The 18,992-nt window shown below is 39.5% G+C and carries 13 protein-coding genes and 2 tRNA genes; 7 read left to right on the top strand and 8 right to left on the bottom strand.

From position 1 onward, the window contains the following. Window positions 1-121 precede the first annotated feature (121 nt). Entirely contained in the window at window positions 122-2,509 is a 2,388-nt protein-coding gene (locus GRFL_RS10150) for a hypothetical protein (protein WP_083644512.1), read from the top strand. Window positions 2,510-2,547: 38 nt separating this feature from the next. Here GRFL_RS10150 and GRFL_RS10145 read toward each other — a convergent pair whose 3' ends face one another. Continuing rightward, a complete protein-coding gene (locus GRFL_RS10145; RefSeq protein WP_083644511.1) occupies window positions 2,548-3,678 on the bottom strand; it encodes a DegT/DnrJ/EryC1/StrS family aminotransferase in 1,131 nt (376 codons plus the stop codon). Window positions 3,679-3,774: 96 nt separating this feature from the next. On the opposite strand from GRFL_RS10145, the gene GRFL_RS10140 reads away from it, so the two are divergent. The 3 genes from GRFL_RS10140 (at window position 3,775) to GRFL_RS10130 (ending at window position 5,737) form a co-directional block, all read left to right on the top strand. Beyond that, entirely contained in the window at window positions 3,775-5,004 is a 1,230-nt protein-coding gene (locus tag GRFL_RS10140; protein WP_083644510.1) for a 3-deoxy-D-manno-octulosonic acid transferase, read from the top strand. 102 nt (window positions 5,005-5,106) lie between these two features. Beyond that, window positions 5,107-5,346: a hypothetical protein gene (locus GRFL_RS10135; RefSeq protein ID WP_083644509.1), complete on the top strand. Its 240-nt coding sequence runs from the start codon at window positions 5,107-5,109 to the stop codon at window positions 5,344-5,346. 94 nt (window positions 5,347-5,440) lie between these two features. Next, a complete protein-coding gene (locus GRFL_RS10130) occupies window positions 5,441-5,737 on the top strand; it encodes a hypothetical protein (protein WP_083644508.1) in 297 nt (98 codons plus the stop codon). A gap of 85 nt (window positions 5,738-5,822) precedes the next feature. On the opposite strand, the gene GRFL_RS10125 is transcribed toward GRFL_RS10130, so the two are convergent. The 4 genes from GRFL_RS10125 to GRFL_RS10110 form a co-directional block, all read right to left on the bottom strand. After that, window positions 5,823-6,593 carry a LexA family transcriptional regulator gene (locus GRFL_RS10125; protein WP_083644507.1) on the bottom strand — a complete coding sequence of 257 codons (771 nt, stop codon included), beginning with the start codon at window positions 6,591-6,593 and terminating at the stop codon, window positions 5,823-5,825. A gap of 60 nt (window positions 6,594-6,653) precedes the next feature. Then, a complete protein-coding gene (locus GRFL_RS10120) occupies window positions 6,654-8,633 on the bottom strand; it encodes a heavy metal translocating P-type ATPase (RefSeq protein WP_083644506.1) in 1,980 nt (659 codons plus the stop codon). Between the two features lie 38 nt (window positions 8,634-8,671). Next, window positions 8,672-9,073: a Fur family transcriptional regulator gene (locus GRFL_RS10115; protein ID WP_083644505.1), complete on the bottom strand. Its 402-nt coding sequence runs from the start codon at window positions 9,071-9,073 to the stop codon at window positions 8,672-8,674. A gap of 73 nt (window positions 9,074-9,146) precedes the next feature. Continuing rightward, entirely contained in the window at window positions 9,147-9,353 is a 207-nt protein-coding gene (locus GRFL_RS10110) for a hypothetical protein (protein WP_083644504.1), read from the bottom strand. 803 nt (window positions 9,354-10,156) lie between these two features. On the opposite strand from GRFL_RS10110, the gene GRFL_RS10105 reads away from it, so the two are divergent. The 3 genes from GRFL_RS10105 to GRFL_RS10095 all read left to right on the top strand — a co-directional run bounded on the left by GRFL_RS10105 (window position 10,157) and on the right by GRFL_RS10095 (window position 15,581). After that, entirely contained in the window at window positions 10,157-10,906 is a 750-nt protein-coding gene (locus tag GRFL_RS10105; protein ID WP_083644503.1) for a LytR/AlgR family response regulator transcription factor, read from the top strand. Beyond that, a complete protein-coding gene (locus GRFL_RS10100; protein ID WP_083644502.1) occupies window positions 10,884-13,853 on the top strand; it encodes a sensor histidine kinase in 2,970 nt (989 codons plus the stop codon). Before GRFL_RS10105 ends, GRFL_RS10100 begins: the two co-directional genes overlap by 23 nt. A gap of 612 nt (window positions 13,854-14,465) precedes the next feature. Further along, window positions 14,466-15,581: a DUF2914 domain-containing protein gene (locus GRFL_RS10095; RefSeq protein ID WP_083644501.1), complete on the top strand. Its 1,116-nt coding sequence runs from the start codon at window positions 14,466-14,468 to the stop codon at window positions 15,579-15,581. Window positions 15,582-16,008: 427 nt separating this feature from the next. Here GRFL_RS10095 and GRFL_RS10090 read toward each other — a convergent pair. The 3 genes from GRFL_RS10090 to mutS form a co-directional block, all read right to left on the bottom strand. Next, window positions 16,009-16,094: transfer RNA gene (locus GRFL_RS10090), tRNA-Leu, on the bottom strand. Window positions 16,095-16,139: 45 nt separating this feature from the next. Then, a tRNA-Gly gene (locus GRFL_RS10085) sits at window positions 16,140-16,212 on the bottom strand. Window positions 16,213-16,313: 101 nt separating this feature from the next. Then, window positions 16,314-18,938, bottom strand: a complete 2,625-nt coding sequence (mutS, locus tag GRFL_RS10080; RefSeq protein WP_236995786.1) for a DNA mismatch repair protein MutS — start codon at window positions 18,936-18,938, stop codon at window positions 16,314-16,316. Window positions 18,939-18,992 lie beyond the last annotated feature (54 nt).

The following is an 18,992-nucleotide window of genomic DNA, read 5'->3' as shown; positions in this document are numbered from 1 at the left end:
GAAACAGCCCGGAAATTCCGGGCTGTTATTTTATACGGCATTCTGTTTTTGTCATTTTTATTATATTAGTATACACTTTTCTTTCCCTAGAGTTAAGTAGTTTCAATCGCAAAACCAGCCTATGCAAAAAATTACTTACTTCATTTTATGCTTCATTTTTACTCTTCAAGTAAGCGCTCAAGATTCGAAAATCCAAAAATTTCAGAATGATTATACCAATACTTTCAGCAAGAATCAGGAGAGTGTATTTATACATCTAAATAAAACTGCCTTACTCCCGGAAGAATTTTTATGGTTTTCGGTTTATATCTATGATCTGCAAACCAGTTTGCCAGCCAGCCAGAACGGCAATTTGGAACTGGAAGTGTTTGACAATAAAGGAAATTCCGTGGATCTTCTAACTACCTTCATCTGGCAGGGAAAATCGGCTGGCTATCTCAACCTGCAGAAAGAACAATATTCGGAAGGAACATACTATTTAAAAGCTGTTACCAGTTATATGAGCGAACAGCACCGAGACCTCCATGATCTGGTAAGTTTTCAGATAGTATCTCCTACTTTCCAGCCAGAAACGGCCAAAAACCCAGATTTTGATATTCAGCTATTACCGGAAGGGGGTCATTTATTAAGCGGCGTTACTAACCGCGTGGGCGTGAAGATCTTAAATGAACAGGGTTTTGCACCTGAAGCATTTTCTGGTATTTTGATCAATGATAAGGAAGAGGAATTGAAAAAATTTGATTCCAATAAAATGGGAATGGCCTCCTTCAGTATTAATCCTCTACCGGGAATGACTTACAAAGTGGTGATCAATTTCAGGGATGGGCACCAGGTAACACAGAACCTGCCTGAAGCTGAAGATTCGGGGGTCATTTTAAGTACCAATAATCACAAAAACGAGTATTTCATTTCCATTAAAACAAATCCTTCCCATAAAGAAAAAATAGGCAACGACCAGTTTCACCTTGCAATTTCCCAAAATTCCGCTATAAAAACATATAGTTTTCAGTTCCCGGCGAACGACCATGCTGCCTTATTTCGGTTTGCTAGTGACTCCATTTTTCCTGGGATCAATACACTCACTATATTTGACAAGAATTTTAACCCGATTTCAGAACGACTGATCTATAATCCCGTAGAAAATGAGAACCTGAAATTATCAGTTTCGGTAAAAGAAAAAATTGGTGATTCGATAAACTTAAAATTTTCAGCCAATAATAGTGAAACATACCGGTTGAGCGTTTCCGCATTACCGGCAGGAACCAAATCTTACAATCCGGAAGACAACATACTTTCCCAATTTCTACTGAAGCCTTATTTACAGGGAAGAATTGAAAATCCCTCCTATTATTTTGATCATTCTATTGATGCCAGGAAGCGCTACTACGATCTTGATTTACTGCTGTTGACCCAGGGCTGGTCCACTTATGATTGGGATGCAGGAAACAATTCCCCCGTTTCGGAGCCTGAAAGAAATCCTGGCTTCCATATCAAGGGGCAACTAACCAATTATTCCGATAAATTTGGACAGCTATTTATTAGAGATGACTCCTCAGGCTTACTGGAGCTAACCGAGCTAAGTGAAAATGGGAATTTTGAGTTTACCAATCTTTTTTTGAAAGATAGCACTGAACTGTCTTTTGGTTTGCTGAATAATCGAAAAGGAAGGGTGAAGAAGCCGGCCATTAATTACTCCATCACTCCAAAAAGAAGTACCACTTCCAAACTTCAACCCGAAAAATTCATTTTTAGAAACATTCCAAACGATTACAGTAAGCCCGTAGAAGGATTTTTAACACAAACAGAAGTATTAGATACCGTAAAAATTTCCGGCCGAAAAGCCTCAAAAGAAAAAGAACTGAGCGATGAATTGGTATTACTCAATACTCAAAGTCCATTATCAAAGCTTATAGAAGTAGATGATGAAGAAGCAAGGACAAATCCTTTTGTAACCGATATCATTGAACAAAATCATTTCAGGATCAAACGCGGATACAACGGGATCCAAATATATTCCATGACTCCAAACAGTTTTGCAACAGCTCCAGGTTCTGAAATGTTAAAACCACAAATCTATATAAACGGAGCCCGGATTTTTGATGAAAACATGCTAACCACCATGCGCTCAGCCGACGTTGCATACATTTATATTAACAGAAGTGGACAGGCAGGCTATGGTCAGGGAGCAGGGAATGGAGTGATCAAGATCAAAATGAAAGACGGGTCTGAGCAGAACAGTTCCAGGGCCAGAGAAACCATCAGAAAAATAATTGTGACGAATGGATTCCAAGCATATAAGAAATTTTATGCCCCCAAATACAAATCTTATTCAGCTGATCTTTATAAAGATTTTGGAGTCATCGATTGGATTCCGGATCTAATTATACAGAATGGTGAAGAAGTTATTCATAAAATACAGAATACCGCCCAGGATTCCTGCATTCTATTTATTGAAGGTTTTACAATGTCTGGAAAATTGATCTCCCGAAAAGTTGAAATAGACTTATAGTCAACAAAAAGCCCGGAAATTCCGGGCTTTGTTTATTCTTAAGCTAGAAACTCCTTAATCGCACTGGTGATAAAATTTATCTGCTCATCATCCAGCTCGGTATGCATCGGCAAGGAAATTACCTCTTGTACAAGCATATTGGTAACCGGGAAATCGGCCTCATTATACCGCTCATCCAAGTAAGCCTTCTGTCGATGAAGCGGAATTGGATAATAGATCCCAAACGGGATTCCTTTTTCCTGAAGATGTTTGGCAAGCGCATCACGCTTTCCGTCTTTGATCTTCAGCGTATACTGATGGTAAACATGGGTATCTTCCTTACCTTCTAAGAACGGGGTTTCTATCCCCTCCACATTCTTCAAAGCACTGGTATATTTTTCCGCAGCCTGCTGTCTCTGGGAATTATAATGATCCAGTTTTGGCAGTTTGGCCCTCAAAACTCCAGCCTGGAAACTATCCAACCTGGAATTAACACCCACCACATCATGATGGTAACGTTCGTACATTCCATGGTTTACGATCCCGCGAATGTCATGGGCTAACTCATCGTTATTGGTGAAAATGGCGCCACCATCACCATAACATCCTAAATTTTTAGAGGGAAAAAAAGAGGTTGCCGCTACATCGCCTATAGTTCCTGCTTTTTGAGAGTTTCCGTTGGCGGAATGGTAATTGGCCCCAATTGCCTGTGCATTATCTTCAATCACGAACAGATCATGTTCCCTGGCAATTTTCATGATCTCATCCATATTGGCGGTTTGACCGAAAAGATGAACTGGCACAATAGCCTTCGTATTGGGCGTGATCGCTCTTTTAATGGCTTCCGTATCGATATTAAAGGTTTTAGGGTCAACATCTACGAGCACCGGAGTTAGTTGCAATAATGCAATCACTTCCACAGTTGCCGCAAAGGTAAAATCGGCAGTAATCACCTCGTCACCTGGTTTGAGCCCGAGTCCCATCATGGCTATTTGCAGGGCATCTGTTCCGTTGGCGCAGGGAATCACATGTTTCACACCAAGATATTCCTGCAGCTCCTTTTGAAAATCATGAACCTGCGGGCCGTTAATAAAGGCCGTGCTTTCCAGGATTTCCTGCATGGAAGCATTCACTTCATCCTTAATTCCTTCATATTGACCTTTCAGGTCAACCATCTGAATCTTTTTCATGAAACTTTTTTTGGGAGTACAAAAATAGCAAATATACAGCCGGCTACCAATGCATTTCTGCTGAAAGGCTTATTTTAGCGTTTGTAAAAGCTCCCCATGCAAACTGTTTACAACGCCCTCATTAATTTAAGCGGAATCGTGCTGAAATCGGCTGGATTCTTCAGCGGTAAGCTTCAAAAATTCACTGAAGGCAGGAAGGAACTTTTCCCGAAACTGGAAAATTTCTGTACACATGATCAGAAACGTATTTGGGTGCATGCCGCATCACTGGGAGAATTTGAGATGGCAGTTCCGGTTTTAAAAGTTCTGAAGGAGGAATTTCCCGATCATCAAATTGTGGTAAGCTTTTTTTCCCCTTCCGGCTATGAAAACAAAAAGAAACATCAATATGTTGATTTTTTCACTTATCTGCCGCTTGACACACCTCATAATGCCCAACAATTTCTAGAAATCTTAGCTCCCGAAATGGCCATTTTTGTAAAGTATGATTTCTGGCCCAACTTTTTGCTGGAATTAAAGCGACGAAAGATCAGGAGTTTTTTGATTTCCGGCGTATTTAAAAGCAGTCAGCTTTTTTTTCAGTCCTATGGAAAATGGATGCAAAAATCGCTTCAGGCTTTTGAACATTTTTTTGTGCAGGATAAACGGTCTGCAGAATTATTGAAGCAGATCGGTTTTACGAACTGCACGGTTGCCGGTGACAATCGCTTTGATAGAGTGGCGGCGCAGTTAGAGGGCAGTAATTCCATAGATTTCATCGAAACTTTTAAAAATGACAAGACCCTTTTCGTTTTCGGAAGTTCCTGGCCTGCTGATGAAGCGCTATATATTGATTATATCAATAAAAATCCCTCAACGAAGTTCCTCATTGCTCCGCATGAGATTCATGCAGAAAAAATAGCCAGACTGGAATCTCGACTGAAACTTCAAACGGTGAAGTATTCGGAAATGAAACCAGAATATTTGGCAAAAAGTCAGGTTTTTATCCTTGACACTATTGGTTATTTAGGCAAATCCTACAGTTATGCAGATATCGCCTATGTAGGTGGTGCAGCTGGCAACACCGGACTTCATAATGTTTTGGAACCCGCCACTTTCGGCATCCCGATTATTACCGGGGAACATATTCAAAAATTCCCGGAAGCGCTTCAGCTTGAAAAACTGGCTGGACTTTTTAAAGTTTCAACCGCTTCGGAGTTTGAAAAAATTGCTGGAAAACTGCTAACAGATATTGAGTTTCGTCAAAAAACAGGAATGATTAGCGGTCATTTTATCAATTCCAATACCGGAGCTACCAGGATTTTCCAGGAGTATATTTCCTTATAAAATTTATTGTTTTTTAACATTTATTGCTAAAATTCAGTAAAAATAAACTGAACCGATCGGATTTGGTTTTAAATTCGTCAATTCAATCATAATACTGAAACTATGAAACGTACTTTATTAAGTATTAGCCTAGGTCTCGCGATCGCAGCTGGTTTTACTTCTTGTAGAGATACGGAAGAAAAGGAAACCAAAACGATAGTTCGTGAGGTAGAAGTTGAAAAAGCTCCGGATACCGTCGTGAAAGAGCGTGAAGGAATCCTGGAAAGAACCGCCAAAGAAGTTGACAAAGAGGTCAATAAAGAAATTGACAAACAAATTGACAATATTGGCGACGACAACTAAATCAAGTTGTTTTATGAAAAGTTTAGCAGCAATTTAAACTTTTGCTAGGCTTAGCCTTTTACATTTGTTGAACAAAACCAAAAAACTAATAAAGATGAAAAAGCCAATTTTAATGTTAGCAATGGTATTTACCATGGGAATTTTCTTTACTTCCTGTAGAGATACCGCTAATAATAATTCAGATGACACAGAAATGTCTGACGACATGGATGATGTAAACGATGATGCCGATGATGTGGCAGACGACCTTCAGGAAGCCGGACAGGACGTTGGTGACGCTGTTGAAAATGCTGCCAACGAAACTGGAGACGCAGTGAAAAAAGCAGCTAACGAAACCAGCGACGCTGTAAATGACGCTGCTGACGAAGTTGACGGTAACGACGATTATTAATCTGGCTAATACCGATTATGAAAAAAGCCTTTTAAGGCAAAACTGACCAACACTAAAAGCCCTTTTTGAAAAAAAAGGGCTTTTTTTATGCTCTTTTAAAAGACTGAAGCTCTTTTTTCAATTCATTCATGGAACGTTGTAATTCCTGAAACAAACCACTATTAGAAGGATTGTCCAGATTGAAAGTTAATTTCGAATTTACCTGCCAGATTTCCTGGATTTCCCCAATACTGATCTCCAGCGGAAGATATTCTTCATTTAAGGAAATCAGCAAAACTTTTGTAGGATCAGGCAGCTTTTGAAGTTTCTTTACCAAAACCGAATCGTACATCACAATTACATACACGCGGTTATTAGTGGCTTCATCAATACTTGCAACAGCCTTTCCCATTACCCATTCACCGGGACGATAATCGGGCAACATACTGTCACCTTCTATCTGGAAGCCACGATAAGTCGCATTACGGAATTCCGGTAACGGAAAATCAAAAGCCGGCAGTTGATGGTACCATTCCACATCGCCGATATTATGAGGATAACCGGCAGCGGCCTTTTGGTTAACCAAAACAATGTTTTCATTGTCTGAATTATCAACGGTCACAACTTTTGGACTTACATCACCTTTGGAAATTTTCAGGTATTTCTGCCCACTATCCCCAAACAGCCATAAGGGATTAATTCCAAATTGGCGAAGCAATTCCGCAACCACTTTTCCGGAGAGCTTGGTCTTTCCGCGTTCAATATCTGCGGTGGAATTGTTAATTCCCAGCAGCACTGCAAATTCAGCCTGGGTATAATTGTGTTCTTCCCGAACTTCTTTAAAATGTTTTACTTCGATGCTTCCCGGTGTACCCATAATCGTAATTTTAGGAATATTTCCAAATTTAAATAAATTATCGGAATATTTCCGATTTATTTACGAGCGATAATTAAATCCTAATAAACGAAGCGCATTGAGTACTACTACAATGGTCGAGCCCTCATGAAAAACCACTGCGATACCAATATTAGCCAGCCCGAAGATTGTAGATGGAAGTAGCAGGGCCACAACTCCCAGGCTGATCCATAGGTTCTGTTTAATGATTTGCCTGGATTTGCGACTTAAGGCGATCGCAAAGGGTAAAATTTCCAATTTATCTGCCATCAGCGCAACATCAGCGGTCTCGAGTGCCACGTCACTCCCCGCGGCTCCCATGGCAATTCCTACGGTAGAATTGGCTATTGCTGGCGCATCGTTAACCCCATCGCCTACCATGGCAATTTTGGATTCGCTTTTTTTAAGTTCTTTGATTTTATCCACCTTTTCCTGCGGAAGCAAACTTCCGTAAGCATCAGTCAGCCCAATTTCTTTTGCAACTGCCTGGGCCACTTCCTGGTTATCGCCGGTAAGCATGATCATTTTTCGGATCCCAATTTTCTGAAGCCTGGAAAGAGTTTCTTTGGCCGCCTCTCTTGGCACATCCATCAGAGCAAGAATTGCGACGAAATCTGAACCTGATTTCGCCAGCATCACTGTCTTCCCTTCTTTTTCCAATGCATTGATCCTTTCAGAAGTGTCCTGCGGAACATTTTCAAACAGCTCCAGATTTCCGATTTTGATCATCTCACCTGAAACTTCTCCGGTAATCCCCTTCCCCTGGACCGCTTCCACATTTTGCACTTCCGGCAAACGAAGGTTTCCTGAAAATTCCTTTTTCCCATCCCGTACAATAGCTCGTGCCAAAGGGTGGTTGCTGGTATTTTCCAGAGCTATGATCTCGGCATAAACCTGCTCTTTTTCAGCATCATTCAGCAATATAAAATCGGTGAGTTTCGGCTTACCTTCCGTAAGCGTCCCCGTTTTATCAAAAGCAATGGCGCGTAGTGTGCCAAGATCTTCCAGAGGTTTTCCTCCCTTGATGAGCACCCCTCCTTTTCCCGCGCGGGCAATTCCGCTTAACACTGCGGAAGGAGTGGAAATCGCCAGCGCACAAGGGCTTGCCGCCACTAATGCGGCCATAGACCGATAAAAACTTTCCGACCAAGTTTCATCGATCACCAGAAAAGCAAAATTCAGCAATACGATCAGGATCAGCACAGCTGGCACGTAATATTTTTCAAATTTATCGGCCAGCAACTGTGTGGGAGATTTCTTCTCCTGGGCTTCCTGGACCATATTCACCAAACGCTGTAAGGTAGAATCCTGATATTCACGGATCACGTAGATCTCCAGCACATTATCACCATTAATGGAACCGGCAAAAACACGGTTTTTCTCGTTAATATCCTCATCTGCGGAAAATTCTTTGGATGCTTCCGGATGAGCTTCTTTATCAACCGGAATACTCTCCCCGGTTATGGGCGCCTGATTGACACTGGATTTACCTGAAACTACCACACCATCAGCACTCACTGCGGAATTGGGTTTCACGCGGATGATATCCCCAACCTGAAGATCTTCAACCGCGACTTCCTCAAAATTCCCATTTACTTTCTTCAGTGCAGTCTTTGGTGAAAGATTGGTAAGGGATTCGATAGATTTTCTGGCTTTTTCCATTGCCATATGCTCGAGAGCGTGTCCCAGACTAAAAAGGAACAACAATAGCGCACCTTCTGCCCACTTATTCAGAAATGCCGCGCCAATTGCGGCGACCAGCATTAAAAAATCAATTTCGAAGCGACCATGGGAAATTTCCTGGATGGCCTCCTTCAGCGTGAAGAATCCACCGAAAATGTAGGATATCGCGTAAATGACGATAATGGTGATTTCAGAAAGATCGGTAAAAGTATGTAAAAGGTATCCACCAATCAGAAAAATTCCGCTGAGGATAGCGAAATACAACTCCGTTTTTTCTCCTAAAAATCCAGCAGAATGATCGTGTGAATGTGATTTTCCATTGCAATTACTACAAGCCATCTTTTTTATTTACGAAGATAGCTTCAAAAACGTGCAATCTAAGTGCATTTATCGCAAAGGCCTTTGAGCACCAGGTTCATATCTTCTGCCCGGTAACCGGAGGGAAGATTGATATGAGGAATTTTATGATCGGTCAAGCAAACAGTCTCGTTGCAGCGATTACAATGAAAATGTAAGTGGAGGGCGGCTTTCCCGGCATTTTCTTCATCCAGTGCATATTTCATGACCCCAGTACCATCATCGATCTGATGCACGATACCGTTTTTTTCAAAGGTTTTGATGGTACGATAAAGAGTGGTTCTTTCAGAATTATCAAAAGCGATTTCGATATCGTTCAAGGCCAGTGCGACATCTTTATCCTTAAGAAACTGATAGATCAGCAAACGCATTGCGGTTGGGCGGATGTCGTGCTTTTTAAGAATGCTGCTGATATCTTCCATAAGTTGAAATACTGCCTAAAGTTACGGGATGTGACAGAAATAAAAAACCGGAAATCACTTTCCGGCTCTAAAATTATAATGCTTCATCCCCACAGCAATCACAAATGCGCAATTTCTGGATTTGATAGGCAAGCCTGGCTTTCTCTACCGCAAGGTTACCGTTGGCGAAAATCCCGAGATACAGTCTCTCGTCCACCTGTGGCAGACTAAGACAATTGTCCCGATGAATGATGATACTGCCATGTTCATCAGGAACAGTTGTGGAATAGTAGAATTTCATGTAGCAATTTTCGTTCGAGAATTCGAAATTGATTAATCTTTTTCCAATTATAATAAACGTTTTTGATTTGATGTAGATAAAGAAATTGAAATAGCTTTGAGTATGATAGAAGATAGTAATGAGAAGAAAAAAGCCCCATCCATGAAAGAATGAGAATTAGATAAAATTTTTACAGAATTAAAAGAAACAAAAATCAGATTGAGATTTGTGAAGGGGAAATGAAAATTCTAAAGAATTAAAGCTACTAAATCGTCAGCCAAATTTTGAAACAGATTGATCAAGCCTCCATTATTGGACCAAACCAGGAATTTTGAAGAAACGTGATATTGGAAAGAGCATCTTTAATAAGCAATTTGAAGTCGAAAATGCTCTGGTCGCTGCCGGGTTCGATTACATCTACTGAAACGAAAATTTGAAAATGCAACTCCACCGTGCTTATCCAATGAAAAATCAGAAAAAAGGTTTAGAAAAAACAGTTTGGAGATGGTCTAATGAATTTAACAAGATCAGTTTTAACTCAATAAGACAATAAACCAGTAACTAAGAAAGATTTAATGAATTTATTTCTCAAATAAATCAAAGGTACGGGTCGGTGGGAACATAAAAAATAGTCAATTTGAAGAAAGGCCATTTTTACGTGACTTCTAATTTGTTTGTTTTTTGAATAGTTCTAAATTCCCGACAACTGAGTTAAATTATTAAAGAGTACTCATGTTTAAAGAAATAGAATTACAAAAACATAGTAAAAACGACCTATTCTATATTTTCTATTAGATTAGTGCTTTCTTTAAGAATATCCCAGTATGATCAAAACAGTTATAATTGATGACGAAGTCAATGCTCAGAATTTATTGGAAAAAACGTTGCACAAGTACTTTCCGCATAAATTCAATATTACCGCCAAGTGCAGATCGGTAGACGCAGGGGTAATTGCCATTCAAACATATGAGCCAGATTTAGTGTTTCTGGATATTCAGATGCCCGAGAAAAATGGATTTGAGCTTTTCCGCTATTTCGATAAAGTGAATTTTGAAACCATCTTTATCACGGCATACAGCAAGTATGCTATTGATGCAATAAGACGGAGTGCTCTGGATTATATTCTAAAACCCATCAACCACGTTGATCTTGCCCAGGCTATTAAAAGGTTTGAATCGAAAAGCGAACACAGTTTTGCTCAAAAGAAACTTTCCTTATTGCTGGAGAATTTAAATGTTAATGATCAAAATACCAGTAAAATCGCGTTCCCTACTACGGAAGGATTTGAATTTATTCATTCCAACCAGATCCTTTATTGTAAAGCTGAAAGCAATTACTGCAAGGTGAAACGCATAGATGGAATTGAAAAACTCACTGCCAGAACCCTGAAATTCGTAGAAGAGATTCTACCTCCTCATTTTATAAGAATTCACAAAAGCTATGTTTTGAATCTTAATTTCGTTGTTAGGTACAACAAGTCTAACAAAGAAGTTGAAGTAACCAATGGAGAAAAATTGCCGGTATCATTCAGAAAAGAAGAAGAATTTTTAAATGCTGTTCTCCAAAATCAATAGACTTCTCTTACTCGTTTTATTAATTAGCTGGAGTGTATTTTCTCAAAAATACCCGGGAAAGGTTTATAATGCTAGCAACGTCTTACCCAATAATACGATAAGATCGTTGTTTGTGGATAGCACAAACACACTATGGATTGGAACCGATAATGGAATAGTAAGCAAAAAGAATGGTGTTTTTGAAAGTTATTTTGAAGAAGATGGGCTTGCTCTGAATAGTTGCTGGGCTATTTCAGAAGACATTTTTCAGAACATGTGGTTTGGAAGCTACGGAGCCGGAATAAGCATTTATAACGGCACAGAATTCAGAATAATTTCCGAAAATGACGGACTGGTACATAATGAGATCACTAAACTGTTTCCATATGGAGATTTTATGTATGTAGGCACCAGTGATGGTGTATCCAGGATCAATATTAAGAACTATAAGGTAAGTTCCTGGGATTATTCAGAAACTGATGACCTGTTCCGGGTGAGCGGATTTTTTGAATATAAAGACCAGCTATATCTAACCACTTACAAAACCGGAGTTTATTCGGTTGCAGAAGATGAAAACACGCTTCGTTTAAAAAAAATAAACGATCGCAAACCTATATATTCTGTTTTTGTTAAAAATGATAGTATCTATAGTAACCAGAAAGGTTATTCCACCAAGGAACATTTAGCAAAATATCTACAGCAAAATGCTTCGGAAAATACTGAACAACTTGGTAAATCTATAATCTGGCAACAGGTTCAAACAAAAAATGATAAAATGTTCGCGGGGGCCTGGGGTATTTATGATACCAGTGGTGGCATCTTTGAGATAGATGGAGAAAAATTCGTTTCCAGGGCAGCAGATTTTAATGTAAATAGCAACCAGGTTTACTCGTTAGAATATGACCCTGAATTGGATAAACTTTACATTGGAACTCTGGACGAAGGTCTACATGAGATCAATCTTAGTCAGGATGTTAGCTTTCATCCGCTACCCGGAAAGGTTCTAGGTTTCACACGCACAAAATTTTCCTCGGCTACCTTATCAAGCCAGGGATTGCAAATAATAGGCAAAACCTCGAATACCATCTCATTAAAACGTTTCAAAGAATGGCAGGAAAATTATGTAAGTAAAAATTCTTTGAATTTACCCAAGCATGAAGATTCGTTTTACGAACTGGACTATGAAACACCGGCTGAAGAGATTAGATTTTATGACATAAAGGTATTTGAAGAAAATTACTGGATAAATACAAATATTGGAATTTTTGCTGTTGGCAATTCTGGTAAACTTAAGCGTTACATCCCTATACATTCTGAAGAAATTAATTTTACCCAGGATGGAAAGCTAATCGAAACACACCCATATGGCGGAGTAAGAGTTTACACAGACCTGAATGCCTTTGATTATCACTATTACAGTCCTGAAGATCCCGCTACCCCTACCATGATCGTAAATAGTTTCAGAAATGAAGAAGAAACTTATTTCTTATCTGTGTTTTCAGGACTTTATAAATGGAGAAATGATCGTTTTATTTCATATTTAAATAGTGATATATGGCCTGAAAAACAGCTAAGGCATATTTCTCCCATAGGTGACAAACTGGCCATTTCAACTGAATTTGGAGACATCTACATCGTAAATGACCATAAGTCTTTTGAAATCCTGAAGAAAATTCCGAGAGCAAAAATTCAGGGAAACACGATATCATTCCTAAGTTCATATAAGGAATACCTGATCATTGCTACGGAAAAAGGACTCACATTTTTAAACAACGAGAAACAAATTTTCCTGGATAAAGAGCAAGGCTTAAATCAACCTTTATTGGCCACTGAATTATTTAAAAATCATTTATTCGTAGGTAGTGAAGGTGGGTTTTATATTCTTGAACTGGACAGGATTTTAGAGGCAGAAAGAAAAATTAATGAACTTAAACTTACGGAGATTCGCATCAATAATAATGAAAAATCCTTAAAGAATTTATCATCCAAAAATGAATTGGAATTCGATCATGACGAAAATACAGTTCTCATTAAATTCGCTACAAATGCACATCCATTTCCAGATAAATTAAGGTATCAATACAAACTTCATCCAAAAGAAAAATGGAGTTTACCGTTTTCAAAATCTGAAATCTTCCTTCCCTTCTTAAGTTCTTCAACATACGATATTCAAGTAAAAGTTACCGATTATAGTACGGGTACAAAATACCATCAAAAATTATTAAACCTTGCTATCAAACCACCTTTTTGGAAGACATGGTGGTTTTATTTGTTGATTATAGCTGGGATTACGTTGCTTATTCTGAGTATATACCGGTATGAAATTCGGAAAAATAAAAGATTTGAATCGCAGAAAAGTCTGATACAAAAACGCTTTGAGGAGACCAAAATGGAGGCTTTATTAGCCCAGATGAACCCTCATTTTATTTTCAATGCGATGAACTCCATTCAGAATTTCATCCTGGAGAATAATGTGGAAAAAGCTTCTGAATTTTTAGGGGATTTTGCAAAGTTGATAAGATTGAATCTTGAATACTGTACGAAACCAAAGATCTCCCTGGAAGAGGAAATCCTATACCTGAAATCGTATATTAAAGTTGAAAATACGAGATTTAACGATTCGGTAAAAGTAAATTTTCATGTAGATCCAGATATCGACACTTACGAAGTAGAGGTCCCTTCTATGCTCATGCAGACTTTTATTGAAAATGTATTTGTACACGCTTTTCCGCCTAAAATTAAGAATCCGACTTTAAACATTTCATTCAATGAACTTGACTCCGGAAGTATAGAATGCAGAATCCAGGACAATGGTATTGGATATGAAAATGCTTCCGAAAATTCATCCCATCAGTCTAAAGGTACAAGCTTGGCTAGGGAAAGGCTGGCATTTATGGGATACAATAATCAAAGTTTGCAGATTAGTTCTAATAAAGGAAAAGGTACTTTGGTGATTTTGATATTATAATCGCAACGATAACTTCCAAAATCAATACGTTAACTAATCCAATCACTCTACTCTAGAGATTCAATTTATTTTTGAACCCTAAATTAGATGTAGTGGCGGCTTGTTTATGTAATTGATCTTTGGGTAGGGACTTGGATCATTTGCAGATGATAGCAGTCACTACTCTGTTTTTAACAATGATCTGAAAACAGTTTACTCTTCTCATATTTTTCCTAATTCAAAACTCATATTTTAATAGCATCATAATTGGTCATTGCCTATAAGTTCATTTGCCGGAACATTTGAATCAAAAGGCTGAACATTTTATTTTCCTGGTTAAATTTTCGATATAGCAGATCCATCCGATATTCAAACTCTGCGGTTCTTATATGATGTAAATCCAGCAGGATGAATATTCAAATTATTACCAGTTTCGAAGAAATTCTAACAGTTTCCTTTCCGATATTAGATATTTAAATGCGTTAAGGTATTCATGTCAAACAAAGGGCAACAAATCTTCCGCCAAAAACCTGGGAAAATTCTAATTTGTATTCTTCAGAAGCCAACCTGTATTAAACTTACTGAATATTAGGGTGAAGTATTTATTATAAATTTGACCCCACTAAATACAGTATGAAAAGAACTTTGGTTAAATATAGAAATTCTGCATTCGGAAGGTTCATTTATCGCAATCAGAAGTATGCTCCCATTCTTTTTTTTATGGGCGGTTTTATTTTTGACACTCTTACTTTAGGACGCGTAGACCGTGTTTATGACACGGTGGTACTTTGCATGCATATGACCTTATTATCCATAACACTTTATTTATTCAATACGGTGGATGAGGACAAGTGGAAAGGTTCTTTAATAGCTCGCTATTCCGAATATTTTCCGTTAGCCATACAATTCTTTTTTGGGGCTCTTTCAAGTGCTTTTGTGATCTATTTTTTCAGAAGTGTATCAATGTCCAAAACCTTGTTTTTTTTCATTCTACTGGTGCTACTCTTATTCGCGAACGAGTTTCTAAAAAAGAAAATATCCAATAAATACCTTCAGTTTAGCATTTACTTCTTTATCAGCTTTACCTTTTTCGCTTTTATGATCCCTACGCTGATCAAGGAAATGAATACCTTCATTTTTATCGTTTCGGGACTTATCAGTTTAGGATGTACACTCGCACTTATCACGATTATTTACGGTTCCAGTACAAATACTAGAGTTGAAATAAGTCTTAAAAAACTGATCAGTTTAATTCTTTCCATCTACATAACGATTAATGTTTTTTACTATTTCAATCTTATTCCGCCCGTCCCCCTGGCTATGGATACCGGATTGGTAGCTCATGACGTAAGGAAATTAAACAATGAATATATTGTCACGTACGAAAAGAATCCATGGTATGTCTTTTGGCGTAAACATCACGTCACTTTTCATCGACAGGCAGGTGAAAGAGTTTATGTGTTCACTTCTGTTTTCGCGCCTACCAATTTAAAAAAGTCCGTTTTTCATAGGTGGAAATGGTACAATGCTGACACCAGGAAATGGGAAGTAACAGATGACATTGATTTTGAAGTTTCCGGTGGGCGTGACAGTGGTTTCCGTGGATATACTTATAAAAATAACCTGAAAGAAGGCCAGTGGAAGGTTGAAGTAATCACCGAAGAGGAATTGATACTTGGGATTGTGGATTTTGAAATTAAAAACACCTCTGAACCTTATAAAGGAGGGATCGTTAGGAAATCGTTTTAACAACTGTCGGCTCAAATATCATTATCACTAGTAAGTTCTTAAAAAGTCCCTGCATGGATATCTTTCACTTAGTATTTCACAAATTCTTGGATTATCAAACTCAAGACTATCCTATGATGAACTACTGCTGACTAGGGCGATATTTATAAACATAGACTCGGAAAATATTAGGAATTTAAAGCAGTCTTGTCTTTGCAGAAATCGAGTAAAATTTATAAGAGTTAAATCCCCAAATTCCATGCTAATTGAGATGGATAAGGGAGTACTTTAAATCTAAACATCTATAGAAAAGAGGAGGATTTCACTCAAAATATTATTTCCATTTTCTTCTTAATATTCTTTAGAAGGGCAAAATAGAGTAGTATTTATATTATAAAAAGGAAGATCATTAAAACAAAAAAGCCCCTGCAATTGCAAAGGCTTTCAGTACTCGGAGCGGGACTTGAACCCGCACGGACGCATTTGTCCATTGGATTTTAAGTCCAACGTGTCTACCAATTCCACCATCCGAGCGAAAAACAAAACCCCGTTCAACCGGGGTCTGATTTCAATTTTCTGAGCGAAAAACGGGATTCGAACCCGCGACCTCCACCTTGGCAAGGTGGCGCTCTACCAACTGAGCTATTTTCGCAAGTTTAAGAACATCGCAACTCGTAATCCTCACTACTTCCGTTGCGGATGCAAATTTAATACAAATCTCAATATAGCAAAGATTTTTTTCAAAAATATAGGCTATTTTCCAGTCTTCTTTTCCTTACTTCCCAGCATTCGCTTGATCTCATTTAATTTCATCAAGGCTTCCACCGGCGTAAGTGTATCAATATCAATCCCGAGCAGTTCCTGCTTCAAATCTTCCAGTAACGGATCATCCAGATTGAAAAAACTCAATTGCATCTCTTCTTCTGCTGATTTCCTCAAAATATCGCCCGAATCTTCCATAGCATGGGAGGCCTCCAGCTTTTTCAGGATCTTATTGGCACGCTGGATCACCATTTGAGGCATACCCGCCATCTTCGCGACATGAATTCCGAAACTATGCTCGCTGCCCCCTGGTACCAGCTTCCGAAGAAAAAGAACCTTATCCTTCAATTCTTTCACAGAAACGTTGTAATTCTTAATACGGTCAAAGGTCTCGCACATCTCGTTCAATTCGTGATAATGCGTAGCGAAAAGGGTTTTGGCCCTCGCCGGATGTTCGTGCAGGTATTCACTGATCGCCCAGGCGATCGAAATTCCGTCATATGTACTGGTTCCCCGCCCAATTTCATCCAAAAGCACCAGGCTTCTTTCCGAAATATTATTCAGGATACTCGCAGTTTCATTCATTTCCACCATGAAGGTAGATTCGCCCATCGAAATATTATCACTGGCCCCAACCCTTGTAAATATTTTGTCCACGATCCCGATTTCTGCCGCCTGAGCAGGAACAAAACTTCCCATTTGAGCCATTAGTACGATTAAAGCGGTTTGCCTTAAAATAGCCGATTTACCACTCATATTTGGCCCGGTGATCATCACGATCTGCTGCTCTTCCCTATCCAGATGCACACTGTTGGTGACATACATTTCTCCTGCCGGCAATTGCTTTTCAATAACAGGATGGCGGCCATCAGTAATACCCAGGCTAAAATCCTGGCTCATTTCAGGCCTGCTGTAATTTTCCTGCTGGGCATGCTGGGCAAACGAACATAGGCAATCCAGGCGGGCAATCAGGCGGGCGTTTCGCTGAACAGGGTCAATATAATCCTGCATCCAGGCGATTAATTTCCCGAAAAGTTCCTGTTCCAATTGCAGAATTTTTTCCTCCGCTCCCAGAATTTTTGATTCGTATTCCTTCAGTTCCTCTGTAATATAGCGCTCGGCATTTACCAGCGTTTGCTTACGGGTCCAGCTCTCCGGAACCTTATCTTTATGAGAATTGCGAACTTCGATATAGTAACCGTACACGTTATTATTACCAATCTTCAGCGAACTGATACCGGTACTTTCGGTCTCCCGCCGAATCATTTCATCCAGGTAATCCTTACCGGAAAACGCAATATTCCGCAAATTATCCAGTTCTTCGGAAAAGCCTTTGGCAATCACATTGCCTTTCTGAACATTTACCGGGGCTTCTTCTGAAATACTTTCGGCGATCTTTTTCCGAAGCAGTTCACAAGAATGCAAATTGTCGCCAATCACTTTCAAAGCCTCATTATTACAGGAAGCGGCAAGTGATTTCACCGGCTCGATAGCGTCTAGCGAATGCTTCAGCTGATTTACTTCCCGCGGACTGATCCTCGCAGTGGCCACTTTGGAAATGAGCCTTTCAAGATCACTGATCTCCCTGATCTGCTCCTGGATCCCGTTCAGGTCTTCAGGATGCTTCAGCAAATATTCCACCACATCGTGCCGCTGCCTGATGGCGTCCATGTTTTTAAGCGGCAAAGCCAGCCATCGCTTCAGCAATCTTCCGCCCATAGGCGAAATAGTTTTGTCTATCACATCGAGCAGGGTCACCGCGTTGGCCGCTGTGGAATGGTATAATTCAAGATTCCGGATAGTAAACCTGTCCATCCACACATATTCTTCTTCAGGAATTCTCGTAATCGCCGTGATATGCTGCAGGCGGTGATGACGGGTCTCTGCAAGGTAATACAGCACCGCGCCTGCTGCGATCACCCCATTTTCCAGGTGATCAATACCAAAACCTTTCAGTGACTTGGTCTGGAAATGGGCATTCAGCGTTTCTTCCGCGTAATCATTTTTGAAAACCCAGTCGTCGAGGTAAAAGCAGTGCAGGTCTTTTCCAAAAGACTCCTGAAACTCTTTTTTGAACTTCTTCTGAACAAGGATCTCGCTCGGTCCGAAATTCTGAAGCAATTTGTCTATATACTCAACCGTTCCCTGCGCACAAAGGAATTCTCCCGTGGAAACGTCCAGGAAAGAAACTCCCAGCTGTTTTTTGGAAAAATGAACGGCACATAAAAAGTTGTTGGATTTGCTCTGAAGGATGTCGTCATTCATCGCCACACCCGGGGTAACCAGCTCGGTAACTCCCCGTTTTACGATGGTTTTGGTCATTTTAGGATCTTCCAGCTGGTCACATATCGCCACACGCTGCCCGGCCTTTACCAGTTTGGGAAGATACGTGTTCAGGGAATGGTGTGGAAATCCTGCCAGCTCGGTTCGCTCGCTACCGTTGTTTCGGTTGGTTAGAACAATGTTCAGAATACGTGCGGCTTTGACTGCATCCTCGCCAAAAGTTTCATAAAAATCGCCTACACGAAATAGCAGCAGGGCATCAGGATATTTTTCCTTGATACTGTTATACTGCTTCATAAGCGGAGTAACCTTAGCGGACTTTTTAGCTGTCAAAACTTCAAATTTTTATGCTCGCTAAAGTAACTATTCTCTATTTTTCTCTGAAGG

Source organism: Christiangramia flava JLT2011, from assembly GCF_001951155.1.
GTDB lineage: Bacteria > Bacteroidota > Bacteroidia > Flavobacteriales > Flavobacteriaceae > Christiangramia > Christiangramia flava.
The sequence above is the reverse complement of the archived record's forward strand: the minus strand, read 5'-3'. Positions and strand labels throughout refer to the sequence as shown.

What these genes read in the sequence shown, in the direction of transcription:
- GRFL_RS10150 (WP_083644512.1), top strand. Translation starts at nt 122, where the DNA reads ATGCAAAAAATTACTTACTTCATTTTATGCTTCATTTTTACTCTTCAA.
- GRFL_RS10145 (WP_083644511.1), bottom strand. Translation starts at nt 3,678, where the DNA reads ATGAAAAAGATTCAGATGGTTGACCTGAAAGGTCAATATGAAGGAATT.
- GRFL_RS10140 (WP_083644510.1), top strand. Translation starts at nt 3,775, where the DNA reads ATGCAAACTGTTTACAACGCCCTCATTAATTTAAGCGGAATCGTGCTG.
- GRFL_RS10135 (WP_083644509.1), top strand. Translation starts at nt 5,107, where the DNA reads ATGAAACGTACTTTATTAAGTATTAGCCTAGGTCTCGCGATCGCAGCT.
- GRFL_RS10130 (WP_083644508.1), top strand. Translation starts at nt 5,441, where the DNA reads ATGAAAAAGCCAATTTTAATGTTAGCAATGGTATTTACCATGGGAATT.
- GRFL_RS10125 (WP_083644507.1), bottom strand. Translation starts at nt 6,593, where the DNA reads ATGGGTACACCGGGAAGCATCGAAGTAAAACATTTTAAAGAAGTTCGG.
- GRFL_RS10120 (WP_083644506.1), bottom strand. Translation starts at nt 8,633, where the DNA reads ATGGCTTGTAGTAATTGCAATGGAAAATCACATTCACACGATCATTCT.
- GRFL_RS10115 (WP_083644505.1), bottom strand. Translation starts at nt 9,073, where the DNA reads ATGGAAGATATCAGCAGCATTCTTAAAAAGCACGACATCCGCCCAACC.
- GRFL_RS10110 (WP_083644504.1), bottom strand. Translation starts at nt 9,353, where the DNA reads ATGAAATTCTACTATTCCACAACTGTTCCTGATGAACATGGCAGTATC.
- GRFL_RS10105 (WP_083644503.1), top strand. Translation starts at nt 10,157, where the DNA reads ATGATCAAAACAGTTATAATTGATGACGAAGTCAATGCTCAGAATTTA.
- GRFL_RS10100 (WP_083644502.1), top strand. Translation starts at nt 10,884, where the DNA reads ATGCTGTTCTCCAAAATCAATAGACTTCTCTTACTCGTTTTATTAATT.
- GRFL_RS10095 (WP_083644501.1), top strand. Translation starts at nt 14,466, where the DNA reads ATGAAAAGAACTTTGGTTAAATATAGAAATTCTGCATTCGGAAGGTTC.